The organism is Flavobacterium sp. TR2 (genome assembly GCF_025252405.1).
Taxonomy (GTDB): domain Bacteria; phylum Bacteroidota; class Bacteroidia; order Flavobacteriales; family Flavobacteriaceae; genus Flavobacterium.
In genome coordinates, this window is record NZ_CP104307.1 from 2,897,714 (window position 1) to 2,915,564 (window position 17,851).

Below are 17,851 nucleotides of genomic sequence, written 5' to 3' on the forward strand. Positions count from 1 at the left end.
GTATAAAAGCTTTTTGCAGGCTGTGTCAACAGCCAGTTTTGCAGATTTTTTGTAAATAGTTTAATATTTAGAATAATGAAGAGAATAATTGTTTTGGTTTTAATGCTTATAGTAAAATCTAGTTTCGCTCAATCAAAAGAAAAAAGTTTTAAGTACGGTTTTGTCGATCAGACAGGAAAAGAAATTGTTCCTTGTAAATATGATGGTATTAGCGCATTTGAAAATGGTTTTGCGGTTGTGCAATTGAAAGGAAAAAGCGGGGTAGTGGATAAAACCGGAAAAGAAGTTATTCGCTGTATTTATGATGAAATAATAAACCAGCAGAATTGGATAATAGTAAATAATAAAAATGCTAAAACTCAGTACTTGGTTAAGTCTTCTGATGTGCTGCTAACTAAAAAATATGATGAAGCAAAAATGCTATCGCCTGAAATAACGGCTGTAAAACTAAATAATAAATGGGGTTTTATTGATGTTGTCGGAGAAGAAATAAGTCCAAAATACGATGAAATAATTGATTTTGCAGATAGGTTTGCAGTTGTGAAGTTAAATGGAAAATTTGGTATTGTAGATCAGATTGGGAAAGAGGTTGTGCCACCAATTTATGATCATGTTCAAAATTTCAAAGAAGGTTTTGCAATTGTAGAACAAAATAATCAGTTTGGAGTGATGAGCGAAGAAGGGAAAATTGTAATTCCGGCGAAGTATGATATGAGTTTTTACTTTAAAGACAATGTATCTATTGTAAAAGCGGAAAATAAATATGGTATTTTGGATAATGAAGGAAAAGAAATTGTGCCAGCAAAATATGATTTCATGGCTTTAAATGATGACTTATTTCAAGTAAAATCAGAAAATAAATATGGTCTGATAAACAAAGAAGGAAAAGAAATCGTTGAGGCCAAATATGACCTAATCGAATCTTTTAAAGAAGGAATTGCTGTAGTAAAGTTGAACGGCCAATACGGATTTATTGACAAAGAAGGGAAGGAAATTGTAGCTCCGAAATACGAAAAAGCTGATGATTTTAAAGATGGTTTAGGAGCGGTTAGGGTTCAGGTTGGAAAGTAACATCAAAATTTTTGAAGGTTTTTATGATTGTGTTTTCGCTTGTAATGTGTCTGTTTAAGTTGTTTTTGATCCTTTGAAATTATGCTTATAGTTCCATCAATCTCCAGTATAGCTAGTTTAATATCTGTAAGATGTTCTAAACCGTGTTCGCGTGCCGCTTCTTTTAATTCTTCGTGCGAAACATCTAATCTGCTCAAAGTTTTAAAATCTAATATACCGTTATGAATTAAGATTTCTGGTTTGTCAAGTAGCAAATCGCCAAGAGTTTTGAATCTCTTTGTTAGTTTTTTGATGGCAAAGTTGATCGAAAACAAAACCAATGCAGCGACTAATCCTCCAATTAAACTTGTGTCAGGGCCAACCATTGCATTCTGAACAGAGTTGCTTATTAGTAAAATAAGAATAATGTCGGCGGTATTTAATTGCGAAAGTTCTTTTTTGCCAAAAACACGAAGCGCAATTGTCATAAAAAAATAAACGGCAATACTTCGAATAATTATATCTAAATAAGGAAAAGTCATGTTTTTTTATTTTAAAGTTAAATAAAAAAGCTTTGTCAAAGTTCTAAACCTTGACAAAGCTGCTAAATTATTTATGCGAAATTAAGTTTGAATGAACTTAATTATAGTTTGAAATTCTTTTCAATAGCTCTAATCATCTCTCCAGCCACATCTTTGTTTGTTGCGCCTTCAATTCCTTCAAGACCTGGAGAAGAGTTCACTTCTAACAATAACGGACCTTTAGAAGAACGGATAATATCGACACCGGCTACTTTTAAGTCCATTGCTTTTGCGGCTTTGATGGCGATCTTTTTCTCTTCAGGAGTAATTTTGATAACAGATGCCGTTCCGCCAAGGTGAATGTTGGCTCTAAATTCGCCCGGCATTGCTTCACGCTGGATCGCAGCAACTACTTTTCCGTCAATCACAAAACAGCGAATATCTTTTCCGTTGGCTTCTTTAATAAATTCCTGAACCAAAATGTTGGCATTTAAACTTTTAAAAGCATTGATAACACTTTCTGCCGCTTTTTTGGTTTCGGCCAAAACAACGCCTTTTCCTTGCGTTCCTTCCAATAATTTTACAATTAAAGGTGAACCGCCAACCATTTTGATTAAATTGTCTGTATCAAGCGGAGAATTGGCAAATCCTGTGGTTGGAATATCGATTCCGCTATTTAGCAATAATTGCAGAGAATATAATTTGTCTCGAGATTGTGTTATAGCTGTTGCCGAATTTAAAACAAAAACCTTCAATGCTTCAAATTGACGCGTTAGAGCACAGCCATAAAAAGTAATGCTCGGACGAATTCTCGGAATGATAGCATCAAATTCGTTTAGAATTTTTCCGCCTCTGTAATGAATCTCAGGTTTTTTGGCATCCAATTTCATGTAGCACTCCTTGATGTTAAGGAAATGCATTTCGTGACCGCGCATTTCGCCGGCTTCCATGATTCTTTTATTGCTATATAATTCTGGATTGCTGGCAAGAAGGCCAATGCGCAAACCTGTTTTTGCTTTTTCAGAGTTTTGGTATAATTCTTTTAAAGATTCGGCTGTTGGCTGTCCTAAAAGGTATTTTTGTTCAGGGTCGACTAAAACCCTTCCGCTCATAGCTTCACGCCCTAAAAGCATTCTGAAGCCCATAGAATCACGATTGGTCAAAGTCATTTCAATCGGCCATTTTGCATCGCCAATTTTTAAGCTGGTCTGGATTACATAACGATGTTCTCTAAAACCGCTTGAGCTTTTAACAATTCGCTTGTCAACCAAAGGTGCTTCACAGTGAATAATGGTTTTGATATTATTCTGAATTGGATTAATGTCGAATTTAACCCAATTAGCATCATTTTTTATGAAAGGCGCTATGTTTAAAGCGTGCATTGCCGAAGTTTTGGCACCAGAATCTACACGAGCCTTAATTGTCGGGATTCCTAGTTCTGGAAATGAGCACCATTCTTCGCTGCCTAAAATGACTTTGTTTTGAAGCATAAGTTTTTATTTAGTTTTATGATCTGTTGGTTGTAATTATTTTAAACACATGAAAACATAGTATTTGAAACTGCATAAAAGGCGTTTCACTTGCATAAATTAGCATAGTTTGCTATGTGTTAGAAGTTAGTTTCTTTTGGTTTTCCTTTCTTTAGTAAAATAAAAATCTATGTTTCTAAGTGTTTAAAAGTTTTTTTTGATTTGACTGCCCAACAGGTTTTATTATAGAATTTAAATTCAAAAATAGCTATTTGCTTTTACTAAAGATAGTGATTTTTAATAAAAAAAATACCCGTTATGTTATGAAAACGTAACGGGCATATTATGAATGTTATAAATTTCAATTAATTTACTGATTCGTCGGCTCTTCGGCTTTATGAATTTCTACTGATAATTCTTGAGAATCATCTTTTAAGTCCATCATGATTTCGTCACCAGAATGTATTTTTGAAGTGATGATTTCTTCAGCTAGCAAATCTTCAACATATTTCTGAATTGCTCTTTTCAGCGGTCTAGCTCCAAACTGTTTGTCAAAACCTTTTTCGGCAATAAACGCTTTTGCTTTATCTGTTAAGCTTAATTTGTAGCCTAACTCAGCAATGCGAGAATATAGTTTTTTCAATTCGATTTCGATAATCAAATCGATATCAGCTTTTTCTAATGCATTAAATACAATTACGTCATCAATTCTGTTTAAGAACTCTGGAGCAAAAGTTTTCTTCAATGCATTTTCGATAATGCTTTTTGAATTTTCATCGGCCTGAGCTGTTCTTGCTGCAGTTCCAAATCCAACACCTTGTCCGAAATCTTTCAACTGGCGTGCGCCAACGTTAGAGGTCATGATGATGATAGTGTTTTTAAAGTCAATTTTACGGCCTAAACTATCTGTCAAATATCCATCGTCTAAAACCTGAAGCATCATGTTGAATACATCTGGGTGTGCTTTTTCGATCTCATCTAAAAGAACCACGCAGTATGGTTTTCTGCGAACTTTTTCAGTCAATTGGCCGCCTTCTTCGTATCCAACGTATCCTGGAGGCGCTCCAACTAAACGGGAAATTGCAAATTTCTCCATGTATTCGCTCATATCGATACGTACTAAAGCATCTTCAGAATCGAATAATTCTTTAGCCAATACTTTAGCCAATTGCGTTTTACCAACACCAGTCTGACCTAAGAAAATGAATGAACCGATTGGTTTATTAGGATCTTTAAGTCCGGCTCTGTTACGTTGGATAGAACGTGCAATTTTAAGAACCGCTTCGTTTTGTCCAATTACTTTATTCTGAATCAATTCTGGCAATTGAGCCAATTTGTTGCTTTCTGTTTGGGCAATTCTATTTACAGGAATTCCAGTCATCATCGAAACAACATCAGCCACATTATCTTCTGTAACTTCAATTCTGTTGTTTTTAGAATCTTCTTCCCATTGTTCTTGTGCTAAAGCAAGATCTTTTTCGATACGTTTTTCATCATCGCGAAGTTTGGCTGCTTCTTCATATTTTTGTTTTTTAACAACCATATTTTTCATTTCGCGAACTTCTTCCAACTGACGTTCTAGATCCAAGATTTGTTTCGGAACATCAATATTTGTAATATGTACGCGAGAACCAGCTTCGTCCATTGCATCGATTGCCTTGTCTGGTAAGAAACGCTCAGACATATATCTGTTTGTTAATTTAACGCAGGCTTCGATAGCTTCAGGAGTATAAGTTACATTGTGGTGATCTTCGTATTTGTCTTTTACGTTGTTCAAGATAGCGATCGTTTCTTCAACAGAAGTTGGTTCAACGATTACTTTTTGGAAACGTCTTTCTAAAGCACCATCTTTCTCAATATATTGTCTGTACTCGTCAAGAGTAGTAGCACCAATACATTGGATTTCACCTCTGGCTAATGCAGGTTTGAACATATTTGAAGCATCAAGCGAACCTGTTGCTCCTCCAGCTCCTACAATAGTGTGGATCTCGTCTATAAAAAGAATAATATCATCGTTTTTCTCAAGCTCGTTCATGACGGCTTTCATTCTTTCTTCAAATTGTCCTCTGTATTTAGTTCCGGCAACTAAACTTGCAAGATCTAAAGTGACAACGCGTTTGTGGAAAAGAATACGAGATACTTTCTTTTGGATAATACGCAGAGCAAGTCCTTCTGCAATAGCAGATTTACCAACTCCAGGCTCTCCAATAAGAAGCGGATTGTTCTTTTTTCTACGGCTTAAAATTTGCGATACACGCTCAATTTCTTTTTCTCGTCCTACAACAGGGTCTAATTTTCCCTCTTCAGCCATTTCTGTTAAATCTCTCCCAAAATTATCTAAAACTGGAGTCTTAGATTTTTTGTTTGACTTATTGGCGGGATTATTAAAACTGCTTTCTTTTAGACTGTCATCTTGTCCTGAATCGTCGTTATACGATTCGTTTCTTGGCAAGTTTTCTAAGAATTCTTCTTCGTTTGGAGTCATATTTAAATACTGTTCTTTAGCCACATCATAATCTATTTTTAGTTTATTCAGCAGCTTGGTTGTTGGATCGTTTTCGTTTCTCAAGATGCATAATAGCAAATGTGCCGTGCTAATTGATGAACTTTGAAATACTTTTGCTTCAAGAAAAGTGGTCTTCAGGGCTCTTTCGGCCTGTCGGGTAAGATGAAGGTTTTTCTTTTCTGCATTTACTTCAACGCTCAGGTTGGCAGGGCTCAGTATTTCTACTTTTCTGCGTAAATGATCTAAATCGACAGCTAGGTTATTAAGTATATGAATAGCTTTTCCGTTACCATCTCTTAAAATACCTAGCATAAGATGTTCTGTACCAATAAAGTCGTGCCCTAGACGTAGAGCCTCCTCCTTACTGTACGTAATAACATCTTTTACTCTTGGTGAAAAATTATCATCCATAATATATAATTGGTATTGTAAATTTAGTGAATTACTGTTTTAAAAACAAAAACCGTACCCTTCGAAATCTCCTGTCAGCTAATAGACGAAAAAATAGACAATAAAAGCGTTAAAAAACGTTTAATTTATTAACTAAAAGCCAAAATAAAGTTGTTAATAAATCATTGAAATAAGTGTAAGGAAATAGCTGAAAAAATTTCAAAAAAACGTATCTTGGCACGCTTTGAAAACTAATATAATTATTTAATATAACAACTTATGTCTGAAGGAGAAAAGTTAATTCCTATTAACATAGAGGATGAAATGAAGTCAGCTTACATCGATTATTCGATGTCAGTAATTGTATCGAGAGCACTTCCTGATGTTAGAGATGGCTTGAAACCAGTGCATCGAAGAGTTCTTTACGGAATGTATGATTTGGGTGTAACATCAAGATCTGCCCACAAAAAGTCTGCGAGAATTGTAGGGGAGGTTCTGGGTAAGTATCACCCGCACGGTGATATCTCTGTTTATGATGCAATGGTGCGTATGGCGCAGGAATGGAGTATGCGTTATTTATTAGTTGACGGACAGGGTAACTTTGGTTCTGTTGATGGTGACAGTCCTGCAGCAATGCGTTATACTGAGGCCAGAATGCGTAAAATTTCTGAAGAGATTATGGCCGATATCGAAAAAGAAACAGTTGATTTTCAATTGAACTTTGACGATACAATATATGAGCCAAAAGTAATGCCAACAAGAGTTCCTACTTTATTAGTAAATGGAGCAACAGGTATTGCAGTTGGTATGGCGACCAATATGCCGCCACACAATTTAACTGAAGTTATCAATGGTACTTTAGCTTACCTTGATAATAATGATATTGAAGTTGATGAGTTAATGACTCACATCAAAGCTCCAGATTTCCCGACTGGAGGTATTATCTACGGATACGAAGGAGTTCGTGAAGCTTTTAAAACTGGTAGAGGGCGTATTGTAATGCGCGCTAAAGTTGGTTTTGAAGAAGTAGACGGAAGAGAATGCATCATCGTTACTGAAATTCCATACCAAGTTAACAAAGCCGAAATGATCAAACGTACGGCTGATTTGGTTAACGAGAAAAAAATTGAAGGTATTGCCAATATCCGCGATGAGTCGGATAGAAGCGGTATGCGTATCGTTTATATCTTAAAACGTGATGCTACACCAAACGTAGTCTTAAATACGTTATACAAATACACTCAATTACAGTCTTCTTTTAGTGTAAACAACATTGCATTAGTAAAAGGACGTCCTCAATTATTGAATCTGAAAGACATGATTCACTACTTTATTGAGCACCGTCACGATGTAGTAGTGAGAAGAACACAATTCGAATTGCGTAAAGCAGAAGAAAGAGCGCATATCTTAGAAGGATTGATCATTGCTTCTGACAATATCGACGAAGTAATTGCGTTAATTAGAGGTTCTAAAAACACAGATGAAGCAAGAGAAAAATTAATTGAAAGATTTAAGCTTTCTGATATTCAAGCTCGTGCAATTGTTGAGATGCGTTTGCGTCAGTTAACAGGTCTGGAGCAAGATAAATTAAGAGCTGAGTTTGAAGAATTGATGAAGTTAATCGAGCACTTAAAAGCTTTATTAGCAGACATTAATTTAAGAATTGACTTGATTAAAGAAGAGCTTACAGAAATTCGCGATAAATATGGTGATGATCGCCGTTCTCAAATCGAATATTCTGGAGGAGATGTAAGTATTGAAGATTTAATTGCAGACGAAAATGTAGTAATTACTATTTCGCACGCAGGTTACATCAAACGTACAAACTTATCTGAGTACAAAACTCAAAACAGAGGAGGAGTTGGACAGAAGAGTGCAGGTACAAGAGATCAAGATTTCTTGGAGCATATGTTCGTGGCAACAAATCACCAATATATGATGTTCTTTACTCAAAAAGGAAAATGTTTCTGGATGCGTGTTTATGAAATTCCAGAAGGAAGCAAAACGGCAAAAGGTAGAGCAATTCAGAACTTGGTAAACATTGAAAGCGATGATAAAGTAAAAGCTTTCATTTGTACGCAAGACTTAAAAGATAAAGATTATATCAATACGCATAACCTTGTTATGGTGACAAAACAAGGTCAGGTTAAGAAAACTTCTTTAGAGAAATATTCTAAACCAAGAGCAAATGGTGTAGCTGCAATTACCATTAAAGAAGGTGATGAGCTAATTGGTGCTCAGTTGACAAACGGAGAAAGCCAGATTATCTTAGCAGTTAAATCTGGTAAATTGGTTCGTTTTGAAGAAACTAAAACACGTCCGATGGGAAGAACGGCTTCTGGAGTTCGTGGAATTACTTTAAAAGACGAAACAGATGAAGTAATCGGAATGGTTACGGTTGATAAAAATGATATTTCTACATCTCAGATCTTAGTGGTAACTGAAAACGGGTACGGAAAACGTACGAAATTGGTAGACGACGACGGAGAAGATGTGTATAGAATCACAAACCGTGGAGGTAAAGGGGTTAAAACGCTTAACATCACGGAGAAAACAGGTAAGCTGATTTCTATCAACGCGGTTACAGATGCAGACGATTTAATGATTATCAACAAGTCTGGATTAACGATTAGAATGGCAATCGAAGACTTGCGTGTTATGGGACGTGCAACTCAAGGTGTCCGATTGATTAACCTTAAAGGTAAAGATTCTATCGCTGCTGTAACAACAGTAATGAAAGATGATGCAGAAGAAGTAGAAGTAGATGAAGACGGAAACGTAATCGAATCTGCAATCGAGAGAGTGAAGCCAGATATGGAAGTTCTTGAAGATGACGGATCTGCAGAAGATGACGATGACGCCGATGATGAGGAAGCAGAAGATGAAGACGATGCTGAGGCAGACGACGAAGAATCTGAAGAATAAATAAAAAACAAAAAATTAAATACAAACAAATATCATTATGAAAAGTAAATATGTAATACTTGCATCAGCATTACTGATCTCTGTAGCTACGTTTGCTCAAAAAGATCAAATTAAAAATGCTGAAAAAGCATTAAAAGGTGGGGATGCGCAAGGTGCTCTTACACAATTGAAAGATGCGGAGAGCTTAATTGCAAACGCAAAAGATACAGAACAAGCACAATATTATTTTGTTCAAGGAAATGCTTTTCTTGAGCTTGCTAATAAAAAAGTAGAGGAAAGCAAAAACTTGCTGGCAGCAGCAAGCAGCTACAGTAAATTAATCGAGGTAGAAAAAACTTCTGGAAAACAAAAATATTCTACACAAGCTGCAGCATCAATTGCAAACATTAAAGGATTATTGATTAACTCTGCAATTGCTGATACGCAAGCAAGCAAGCACGTTGAGGGTGCAAAGAAATTGTACGAAGCATACCAATTGGACAAAAAGGATACTATTAACTTGTATTACGCGGCTTCTACAGCTGTAAACTCACAAGATTTTGACCTTGCTCTGCCAATGTACGAAGAGTTGAAAAAATTAAACTATTCTGGAAAAGGAACTTTATATCTAGCTGTAAACAAAGCTAACGGAAATGAAGATAACTTTGCTAATGCTAAAGAAAGAGATTTAGCTGTTAAATTAGGTACTCACGAAAAACCTAAAACTGAAGCTATTCCTTCAAAAAGAGGAGAAATCTACAAAAATTTAGCCTTAATCTTAGTTCAAAAAGGACGTACTGAAGATGCTAAAAAAGCAATCGCTGATGCTAGAAAAGCAAATCCAGAAGATACTTCTTTAATCTTAACAGAAGCTAATTTATATCTTGAGACTAAAGATTTCGATATGTACAAAAAATTAGTTAATGAAGCTTTAGAGAAAGATCCTAAAAATGCTGATTTAGTATTCAATTTAGGTGTTATTAGCGCAGGAGCTAAAAACAATGCTGATGCTGAGAAATATTACTTAAGAGCAATTGAAATCAATCCTGAATATACAAATGCTTATTTAAATCTTGCTGCTTTAAAATTAGAAGCTGAAAAACCAATCATTGATGAAATGAATAAATTGGGTACTTCTGCTAAAGATATGAAGCGTTACGATGTTTTAAAAGCACAAAGAGAAGCTGTTTTCAAAGGAGTTATTCCTTATCTTAAAAAAGCAAACGAGTTAGATCCTAAAAACGAAGATGTTTCTAAAACATTATTAGGGGTTTACAGTGCTCTTGAAATGACTGCAGAAGCTAAAGCTTTAAAAGCAAAAATGTAATTATTAGCTTTTTAAAATAGAAAAAACCATCCGCCACCGCGGATGGTTTTTTTATGTCTTTAACTGATTAGTTCAGCAGACAAAGTGATCGTTGTATTCAATAATTTTGAAATCGGACAGATTTCTTTTGCTTTGGCTGCTGTTGAAGCAAATTCTTCAGCAGAAATTGATGGAACCTTGCCTTTTAAATCCAAATGGATTAATGTAATTGAACCGTCTTCAAAGGTTACTGTAGCTTCTGTGGTTAAATCGTCTGCCGTAAAACCTGCTTCGTTAAGTAAAAAGCTTAATTGCATCGTAAAACACCCAGAATGAGCTGCTGCAACTAATTCTTCTGGATTTGTGCCCACACCGTCAGCAAATCTTGTTTTAAATGACAGTTGTGCATTATCTAAAGTGGTGCTTTGCGTACTGATGGTCCCTTTTCCTTCCATACCAGTTCCTTTCCAGTTGGCGTGCGCTTTTCTTGTAAATTTCATCTTTTAGTTATTAAAATTAATAATTCGGTTTGTTATTAGGTTGATTGTCAAATAATAGCAATCTATCAAATATACCTAATTTTTTGCATTGTAGCTTTATCAATTTGTTAGCTCAAAGTAAAATCACAAAAAAAATGATTTGAAAGTATAGTGTCAGTGGGTGTGGTTGCTATTAAAACAAATGTCATGAAGTCAATACCCCAGAGGGGTAAAATATTTATAGAATTTTTAATAGAGACAAATACAAAAAGCTCCAGAGGAGCGACATATTATTTTTAAAATCTATATTATATCGCTCCTCTGGAGCTTTTTACATTAATCATCTGATTTCTTGCTATAAATATTTAGCTTCTCTGAAGCTTAAAAAAAAAGAGCTGTCTTCAGTGAAGCAGCTCCTTTGATTATTTTGTCAAAACTAGATTTCTATTCTTGTCCCAAGTTTCTTAATTGTTTCAATTTGTCTTTCCATACTTCAAGGCTTTCTTTGTGAATAGCGATGTTTTTGCGTACTTCTGTAACTATTGAATTTTCTTTTTTAGCATTTTTAGTATTAGTAAAGAACTGAATGTTGTTTTCTAACTGGAAGATCTCATTTTGAACTTCCTCAATCTTACGCATAATAAAGATTTTTTCATTGTCCAATTTACGCGTATCGTTACTGTCAGTCAGAGAATCAATGCGGTTTGCAAAACGCATCATTTCAGATTCTTTTTTGCTTAAACTTAGTTTTTCAAAAAGTGCATCTAGTATTTTGTTGAATTTTCCCTCGATGTGTCTTCTTGAAAAAGGAACTTTTCCAAATCCTTTCCAGGTTTCAATATGTGCTTTTATGGCATCTAAATCTGTTTTGTGTTCTCCTGTTAGCTGGAAAGCTCTTAAAACATCCAAGTAGGCTTTTTTATTGTCAAAAGCGGCCACTTCTTCGCTGTTTTCTTCAGATTTATGCTCTTTTAACTTGTCAAAATAATGGTTGCAGGAATCTTTGAATTCTTTCCAGATTTTGTCTGAGTATTTCTTCGGAACGTGTCCAATTTGTTTCCATTCTTCCTGAATTTGTTTCATTACAGGAGTTGTGGCTTGAAAATCTGTACTTTCCTGCAGTTCTTTTGCTTTTGCAACAAGAGCCAGTTTTTTATTTAGATTATCGTTTTGATCTTTTTTAATATCCTTATAAAACGAATTTTTGAAAGCATTGAAATTTCTAACGGCAGTTTTAAATGCTGCCCAAGTTTCTTCATTCACTTCAGAAGGTACTTTTCCAGCTGCAAAGAACTCATTTCTTAAATCTTCAACTTTTTGAATCTGAACAAGCCATTGCGAGTGGGCGTTTACTTTTTCGCTTCCAAGAGCTTCGATTTTAGCGATAATCTCTTTTTTAACTTCAAGATTTTTTTGCTCGTTGGCTCTTTGGCTTTCAAACAAAAGTTCTCTCTTATCGTGTATTTTTTTGGTTAACTCGCTAAACTGATTCCAAATGGCGTCACGATGTTCTTTAGAAACAGGCCCGATTTCTTCTTTCCAGATTCGGTGCAAATCCTGCAATTCTCGGAAAGATTTGTTTACATCGGCATCGTTTACCAGTTCTTCAACGCGTGCTATAATTTTTTGTTTTAATTCTAAATTATGTTTAAAATCTAAATCTCTCGCCTCACGATCTAGATGAAGATAGTCGTAGAAATTTTCTACATGAAAATGGTAATTATTCCAAACGTGGTTGTACTTGTCTTTCGGAATAGCTCCGGCATTTTTCCATCTTTCTCTTAATTCATTGAAATGCTTAAGAGTGTCTTTGATATTTTCCTGCGGATTGATTAATTCTTTTAACTCTTCGACAATAGCCAGACGATTATCTAAATTGGTTTTTAAATTGGTCTGCAAATGTTTAAAATGAGCATTTCTTTTTTCTCTAAAAACATTATAATATTCGTCAAATTTTGATTTTAAAGGCAGATGATATTCAAATTCTTCGTTAGGATCTGGATTAGAAGCTAAGAATTCTTCTTTTTTCTCCTCTATAAGATGATGGTATTGCAGTAAGAAAGCTTTCTTAATTTCTTCTATATGATCTTTTACAGACATTACTTTATCTGCATTAACCAGTTTTTTAAGTTCGTCAACAAGAGCGTCCAGAGAAAACGTGTTGTAATCCTGCATAGGAATGTCGTGGCGTTCCTTCAGCGTTTCGTCTTCGCTTTCAGCAGCATTTGAATTTGTAATCACATCCAATGCTTCCTGATGGGCATCTTCTTGTTTTACAGATTCATTATCAGGTTCTGTCTCTAAAGCTTCTGTCAAAGTTTCAGAATCTGATGTTTCAATTGCTTCATTCGTTACAGAATCATTTATTTCGATTCCAGTTTTTCCGTCTGCTTCATGCAGGTTATCATTCTTTTCTTCTAACATCTTAAAAATGTATAAGGTTTTTATTTTAAACAGTGCGAAAGATAGTAAAGGTGTTTCTAAATACAAAATAAATCCTTTGTTTATACGCTAATTTGCGATGAAATTCTTATTGTTTAATTTAATTTACCTGTATGATATATTGATTTTTGCTGTTTTATTTGATAAGATAGAAATAATATTTTTAACTGTTTTTGAACGAAAAAATAAATGAATCGCAAAAAGTGGAGTTGAATCAGCGGTTGGCTTTGAATTAAAACAAAACCAAGAGGCCGACTTCTACACCGAAATTATAAGATTTTTCACCGCCAAAAGCGACGCTAGGGTGTACATAAACTAAATTTGTTGGGGTAATTTTTCGGCCAAATTCCATAAAAGCATTATTCTGGAAGCCGTCCAAAACATAATTGTATCTGAAAGCGACATCTGTAGCAATCCAATTTTTGCCAAAAAACCATAAAAAGTTGTTTTCCAAAAGGGTTACGCTTACGTCATTTCGGTTGCTTGATCCTGCAAAACTTTGAGAATGTTCAAGAGTTGCAATCCATAAAAATTTCTTATGATTGAAGTATTTTGCAAAAATACCGGCAGGGATAACAACCCATTTTCCGCTGCCAAAACTGGGGTCTGCTGCAGAATTTGAAATAACGCGGGTTCTAAGGCCAATGCCATTGTTTTTTTTGAAGTAGGGTATAAAACTAAGCCCAGCGCCAATATCACCAAGTCCGGTTTGATTGATAGAATTGGAATTGGTTGAAATCAAAGGCAAATCAAATCTCAAGTTCCAAGCTTTGTTGCCTATCGGCTGTAAAACGCGCAAATTTGTGGTGTTATACGAACCATTCTTAGTATCCAGATATTCGTTGTATAATAAAATAGTCTGTAGAAAATAATGATATCTAGGCTCGGCAAACGGACTATTGCTTCTATCAATATCTTCGTCTTGGGCGGATGCAAGAACTGTAATAAGAAAAAAAATGCTAAAGTAAAGTAATTGTTTTTTCATAACCGTCTGCAAATGAGTAGACTAATTTACAAAAATTACTTTAACATTTTATTTTTTATTTGTTCCAGATTTTCCACGCTTTTTCGGCCTGAAAAATAAGCATATCGTGCCCGTTCTTAATTACGGCGCCTTTTTCTTTTGCTTTTCGCAAGAAAGTAGTTTCTGCCGGATTGTAGATTAAATCGTAAGCAATATGCTTTTCTGTAAAAAACTCATACGGCAAATTTGGACAAGCCTCAATATTCGGACTTGTTCCAACTGGAGTACAATTGATGATGATTTGAAAGTTATCAAAAGTGGTAGCATTAATCAAATCGTAATCAATGATGTTTTCTTTTGCCTCTCTTGATACAAAAGTGTACGGAATGTCTAATTCGTCCAAAGCAAAAGCAACACCTTTAGAAGCGCCGCCAGTTCCTAAAATAAGCGCTTTTTTATGGTGAGGCTCCAATAATGGTTTTAAAGACTTTTTGAATCCGTAATAATCGGTGTTGTATCCTTTTAGTTTACCGCTTTTGGTAAATTTAATAGTATTCACAGCGCCAATTAGAGCGGCTTTTTTTGATAGTTTATCTAAGAAAGGAATAACTTGTTCTTTGTACGGAATTGTTACATTCAACCCTTTTAGATCGGGATTATTTTTAATTAACTCTGTGAAGTAATTAATCTCAGAAATGTCAAAATTCTCGTAGCTGTTACCAGCAAAAACTTCATTATTAAATTTTTCTGTAAAGTAACCTTTTGAAAAAGAGTAGCTTATGTTGCGTCCTAATAATCCAAAACGTCTTCTCAATAAAATATCAACCATTCTTATTTACGATGTTTTTCTATATAATTTTTAACCATTTTTTTTGCCCAAACCACTGGAAACAAATCTTCGATCAAGATGTAGTTGTCAAAGTTTAGACGTAAACCATTGCTTAAGTGAAATTTAGCTTTTGTATTGTCTTGAATCATAAAGTACAATCCTGCCAGACGGTATTCGATTTCGTTTTCTTCAGGAAAATATTCTGTTGCCTGCAATAAAGTTTGAATAGCCGTTTCAAATTCTCCTAAAAATTGAAGAATATCAACCCAGTACAACCAAGTGTCTAATGCATAATCTCCAAATTCTACCGCTTTTCTAAAGCCAAATTCGGCTTCTTCAAAGAAATTCATCTGTTTGTTGATTGTGGCATATCTTTTCCAGTACAAACGGTTCTGATTGTCTATTGCCAATGCTTTATTGACAAAAAACAATGCTTTCTGGTAGTTTTTCTGGCGAAGGTGAAAATCTGTTATCGCAATCCATCCTTTGTCTAAAAGCGGATCTTCATGAACAGTCTGATTATAGTATTGGATCGCTTTCGCTAAATTTCCAAGCTTCTCATAACATTTCCCAATTCGTAACAGCGCATACGAAGTTGCATCGTCCAATTCGATGGTTCTGTTATAGCTTTCAATTGCTTCATTGTATTTTTTAAGGCGCTCGTAAGCTTTTGCTTTTTCCATGAAAGCACCCAAAAATTCATCATCAATCAGCGTTGCATAATCAAATGCACGAATCGCATTTTCATATTCTTTTATGCCATAATGTAGGCGTCCAAGCTGATGCCATGCAATTTCGCTGTACGGATTTCTGTTGATGTATTCGTTAAGGTAAACTATAGCTTCTTGATTTTGATCTAAAAATTCAAAACAATACACTACATTGTAGAGAGCAGATTGATCTTCCAAGTCTTCTTCGAGACATTTGATAAAACTGTCTTTTGCCATTTCGAGATTATCCATAAAAAGATATTCCATTCCAATCAAATTATACACGTCAGCATAATCATCAGTGTATTGCAATGCGATTTTTAACAGTTCGACCGCTTTTTCGTGCTGATCTCTTTTGGAACAGATATTGGCTTTCTGGATGTAAATTTCCTCGTTGTTAGGTTCAATTGCGTATAACTCATTCAAAAGCTTTTCGGCAATGTCGAGTTTGTCATCATAAACTAGCATTTCTACTTGTACTAATTTTAAGCCTGTAGATTTTGGATGCTGGTCTAATGCAAGTTTTAAGGCCTTTTTTGCTAAATTAGCCTTACCTATGTCTAAATAATGAAGAATTATTTCTTCAAATTCTTCAGAATCAAAAAAGAGTACTTTGTTGGTTTTTAACATCGACTCAAATTTGGATAGGGATAGGTTATAATCTTCTTCTTCGTTGCTCAATTGCATACTTCGTATTTTTGAAATTAGCCTGTTATAAATTTAGGCAACCATATAATTGATGTAAGGATAAGAAATTAATTGTTTTGAACAATTTAATTAACAATATATGGCGTTTTTTATTCTGTTTTGGGAAGAAATCTCCTTTATTATTAAGGGATTAACTTCGGTTTTGTCATTTTTATATTTGTATCAGAAGACTTTCTTGAAATAGAAATCGAGCGTAAAATTCTGTCGGTTTTATTAAGAGCAGTGCTCAAAAAAATATATTTTTTAGTTGCTGTTTTTCTTCATTATTTCGTTCATCACGTCTAAAATAATCGCACAGCCCTCTCTAATTTCGTCTTCCGAAATGGTCAAAGGAGGTGTAATTCGTATGGCACATCCTTCAAATAAAAGCCAGAATAAAATAAGTCCTCTATCTTGACAGGTTAAAATGACTTCGTTGGTAATGTCTGCCGATTCTGTCATGGCAGCAAGCATTAATCCTTTTCCTCTAACTTCTGTAATCAAAGGATGTACCAAAAGCGATCTGAAGAGTTTTTCCTTTTCTAGCGTTTCTGCCATTAAATTTGTTTCAGTTAATTCTTGCAAAGTAGCGAGACAAGCTGACGCAATGACAGGATGACCACCAAAAGTCGTTATATGACCTAATTTTGGATTTTCCGTTAATAGATCCATTTTTTCGGCAGAAGCTGTAAAAGCGCCAACCGGCATTCCGCCGCCCATTCCTTTACCCATCACCACAATGTCTGGAACAACATCATAATTTTGAAAACCAAAGAGTTTACCCGTTCTTCCAAAACCAGGCTGAATTTCATCGACAATCATCAAAGCTCCAACCTCATCACAGCGTTTGCGCACTTTTTGAAGAAAATTGTTTTCGGGCTGAATAAAACCAGCTCCGCCTTGAATTGTTTCTAAAAGAATTGCAGCTGTTCTTGTTGTTATTTTTTGCAGGTCTTCTTCGTTATTGAATGTAATAAAATCAACGTCTGGAAGCAAAGGCCTAAAAGCTTGTTTGCGTTCTTCGAATCCCATAACACTCATGGAGCCCATTGTGTTTCCATGATAAGCGTTATGGCAAGAAATAAGCTGGCTGCGTCCTGTAACTCGTTTGGCTAGTTTTAACGAACCTTCAATCGCTTCTGTACCAGAATTGACCAAATAGGTTTTGTTTAAAGATTCGGGAAGAAGAGAAGCCATCATTTTGCAATATTGAACGGCCGGACTCTGAGAATATTCACCATAAACCATGACGTGCGAATATTTATCCAACTGGTCTTTTATGGCCTGATTAACTCTCGGGTGCTGATGTCCTAAAGTGCACGCTGAAACTCCAGCGACAAAATCTAAATATTTTTTATCGTTTGTGTCGTAAATGTAAGAGCCAATGGCGTGCGAAACTTCCATACCGAGTGGGTAAGGAGAGGTTTGCGCTTGGTATTTTATAAAATCTGGATTCATTTTTTTTTAAGGTTCAAAGTGGCAAAGGAACTGAGGTTCAAGGGTTTTTAACTTTACGGTTAAGTTAACTTTGCGATATAAATAATCGCAGATCATTGTAAACTGTGGCCGCGACTGAAAACTTTCAAAGAGACTA

General features: G+C 35.1%; 12 protein-coding genes. 3 read left to right on the forward strand and 9 right to left on the reverse strand.

All coding sequences use genetic code 11. From position 1 onward, the window contains the following. Nucleotides 1-75: 75 nt before the first annotated feature. Nucleotides 76-1,071, forward strand: coding sequence for a WG repeat-containing protein (locus N4T20_RS12790; RefSeq protein WP_260669530.1), 996 nt, complete (start codon nt 76-78; stop codon nt 1,069-1,071). Nucleotides 1,072-1,073: 2 nt separating this feature from the next. On the opposite strand, the gene N4T20_RS12795 is transcribed toward N4T20_RS12790, so the two are convergent. The 3 genes from N4T20_RS12795 to N4T20_RS12805 all read right to left on the reverse strand — a co-directional run bounded on the left by N4T20_RS12795 (nt 1,074) and on the right by N4T20_RS12805 (nt 5,957). Beyond that, the gene (locus N4T20_RS12795; RefSeq protein ID WP_260669531.1) at nt 1,074-1,592 is read right to left on the reverse strand and encodes a DUF421 domain-containing protein; all 519 of its coding nucleotides are present in this window, start codon (nt 1,590-1,592) and stop codon (nt 1,074-1,076) included. A 101-nt stretch (nt 1,593-1,693) separates the two neighbouring features. Further along, a complete protein-coding gene (gene rimK, locus N4T20_RS12800) occupies nt 1,694-3,061 on the reverse strand; it encodes a 30S ribosomal protein S6--L-glutamate ligase (RefSeq protein ID WP_008462738.1) in 1,368 nt (455 codons plus the stop codon). 349 nt (nt 3,062-3,410) lie between these two features. Further along, nucleotides 3,411-5,957, reverse strand: a complete 2,547-nt coding sequence (locus N4T20_RS12805; protein WP_119789945.1) for an ATP-dependent Clp protease ATP-binding subunit — start codon at nt 5,955-5,957, stop codon at nt 3,411-3,413. Between the two features lie 258 nt (nt 5,958-6,215). Here N4T20_RS12805 and gyrA point away from each other — a divergent pair, with 258 nt between their 5' ends. Both gyrA and N4T20_RS12815 read left to right on the forward strand, forming a co-directional pair. Beyond that, the gene (gene gyrA / locus N4T20_RS12810) at nt 6,216-8,861 is read left to right on the forward strand and encodes a DNA gyrase subunit A (protein WP_260669532.1); all 2,646 of its coding nucleotides are present in this window, start codon (nt 6,216-6,218) and stop codon (nt 8,859-8,861) included. Nucleotides 8,862-8,898: 37 nt separating this feature from the next. Further along, nucleotides 8,899-10,167 carry a tetratricopeptide repeat protein gene (locus N4T20_RS12815; RefSeq protein WP_260669534.1) on the forward strand — a complete coding sequence of 423 codons (1,269 nt, stop codon included), beginning with the start codon at nt 8,899-8,901 and terminating at the stop codon, nt 10,165-10,167. A gap of 59 nt (nt 10,168-10,226) precedes the next feature. On the opposite strand, the gene N4T20_RS12820 is transcribed toward N4T20_RS12815, so the two are convergent. The 6 genes from N4T20_RS12820 to N4T20_RS12845 form a co-directional block, all read right to left on the reverse strand. Next, nucleotides 10,227-10,646 (reverse strand): OsmC family protein, encoded by a 420-nt coding sequence (locus N4T20_RS12820; RefSeq protein WP_111283188.1) that lies wholly within the window; start codon nt 10,644-10,646, stop codon nt 10,227-10,229. 423 nt (nt 10,647-11,069) lie between these two features. Beyond that, complete coding sequence (locus N4T20_RS12825) at nt 11,070-13,049, reverse strand: DUF349 domain-containing protein (RefSeq protein ID WP_260669535.1); 1,980 nt, start codon at nt 13,047-13,049, stop codon at nt 11,070-11,072. 250 nt (nt 13,050-13,299) lie between these two features. Beyond that, nucleotides 13,300-14,052 (reverse strand): lipid A phosphoethanolamine transferase, encoded by a 753-nt coding sequence (locus tag N4T20_RS12830; RefSeq protein ID WP_260669536.1) that lies wholly within the window; start codon nt 14,050-14,052, stop codon nt 13,300-13,302. 55 nt (nt 14,053-14,107) lie between these two features. Further along, on the reverse strand, nt 14,108-14,860 hold the full coding sequence (locus N4T20_RS12835) for a shikimate dehydrogenase family protein (RefSeq protein WP_111378469.1): 753 nt from the start codon (nt 14,858-14,860) through the stop codon (nt 14,108-14,110). Nucleotides 14,861-14,862: 2 nt separating this feature from the next. After that, entirely contained in the window at nt 14,863-16,257 is a 1,395-nt protein-coding gene (locus N4T20_RS12840; RefSeq protein ID WP_260669537.1) for a tetratricopeptide repeat protein, read from the reverse strand. A gap of 264 nt (nt 16,258-16,521) precedes the next feature. Beyond that, nucleotides 16,522-17,715, reverse strand: coding sequence for an aspartate aminotransferase family protein (locus N4T20_RS12845; RefSeq protein WP_260669538.1), 1,194 nt, complete (start codon nt 17,713-17,715; stop codon nt 16,522-16,524). Nucleotides 17,716-17,851: the final 136 nt, after the last annotated feature.

Excerpts from the sequence above, each read along its gene's own strand:
- N4T20_RS12790 (WP_260669530.1), top strand. The coding sequence starts at position 76 with ATGAAGAGAATAATTGTTTTGGTTTTAATGCTTATAGTAAAATCTAGT.
- N4T20_RS12795 (WP_260669531.1), bottom strand. The coding sequence starts at position 1,592 with ATGACTTTTCCTTATTTAGATATAATTATTCGAAGTATTGCCGTTTAT.
- rimK (WP_008462738.1), bottom strand. The coding sequence starts at position 3,061 with ATGCTTCAAAACAAAGTCATTTTAGGCAGCGAAGAATGGTGCTCATTT.
- N4T20_RS12805 (WP_119789945.1), bottom strand. The coding sequence starts at position 5,957 with ATGGATGATAATTTTTCACCAAGAGTAAAAGATGTTATTACGTACAGT.
- gyrA (WP_260669532.1), top strand. The coding sequence starts at position 6,216 with ATGTCTGAAGGAGAAAAGTTAATTCCTATTAACATAGAGGATGAAATG.
- N4T20_RS12815 (WP_260669534.1), top strand. The coding sequence starts at position 8,899 with ATGAAAAGTAAATATGTAATACTTGCATCAGCATTACTGATCTCTGTA.
- N4T20_RS12820 (WP_111283188.1), bottom strand. The coding sequence starts at position 10,646 with ATGAAATTTACAAGAAAAGCGCACGCCAACTGGAAAGGAACTGGTATG.
- N4T20_RS12825 (WP_260669535.1), bottom strand. The coding sequence starts at position 13,049 with ATGTTAGAAGAAAAGAATGATAACCTGCATGAAGCAGACGGAAAAACT.
- N4T20_RS12830 (WP_260669536.1), bottom strand. The coding sequence starts at position 14,052 with ATGAAAAAACAATTACTTTACTTTAGCATTTTTTTTCTTATTACAGTT.
- N4T20_RS12835 (WP_111378469.1), bottom strand. The coding sequence starts at position 14,860 with ATGGTTGATATTTTATTGAGAAGACGTTTTGGATTATTAGGACGCAAC.
- N4T20_RS12840 (WP_260669537.1), bottom strand. The coding sequence starts at position 16,257 with ATGCAATTGAGCAACGAAGAAGAAGATTATAACCTATCCCTATCCAAA.
- N4T20_RS12845 (WP_260669538.1), bottom strand. The coding sequence starts at position 17,715 with ATGAATCCAGATTTTATAAAATACCAAGCGCAAACCTCTCCTTACCCA.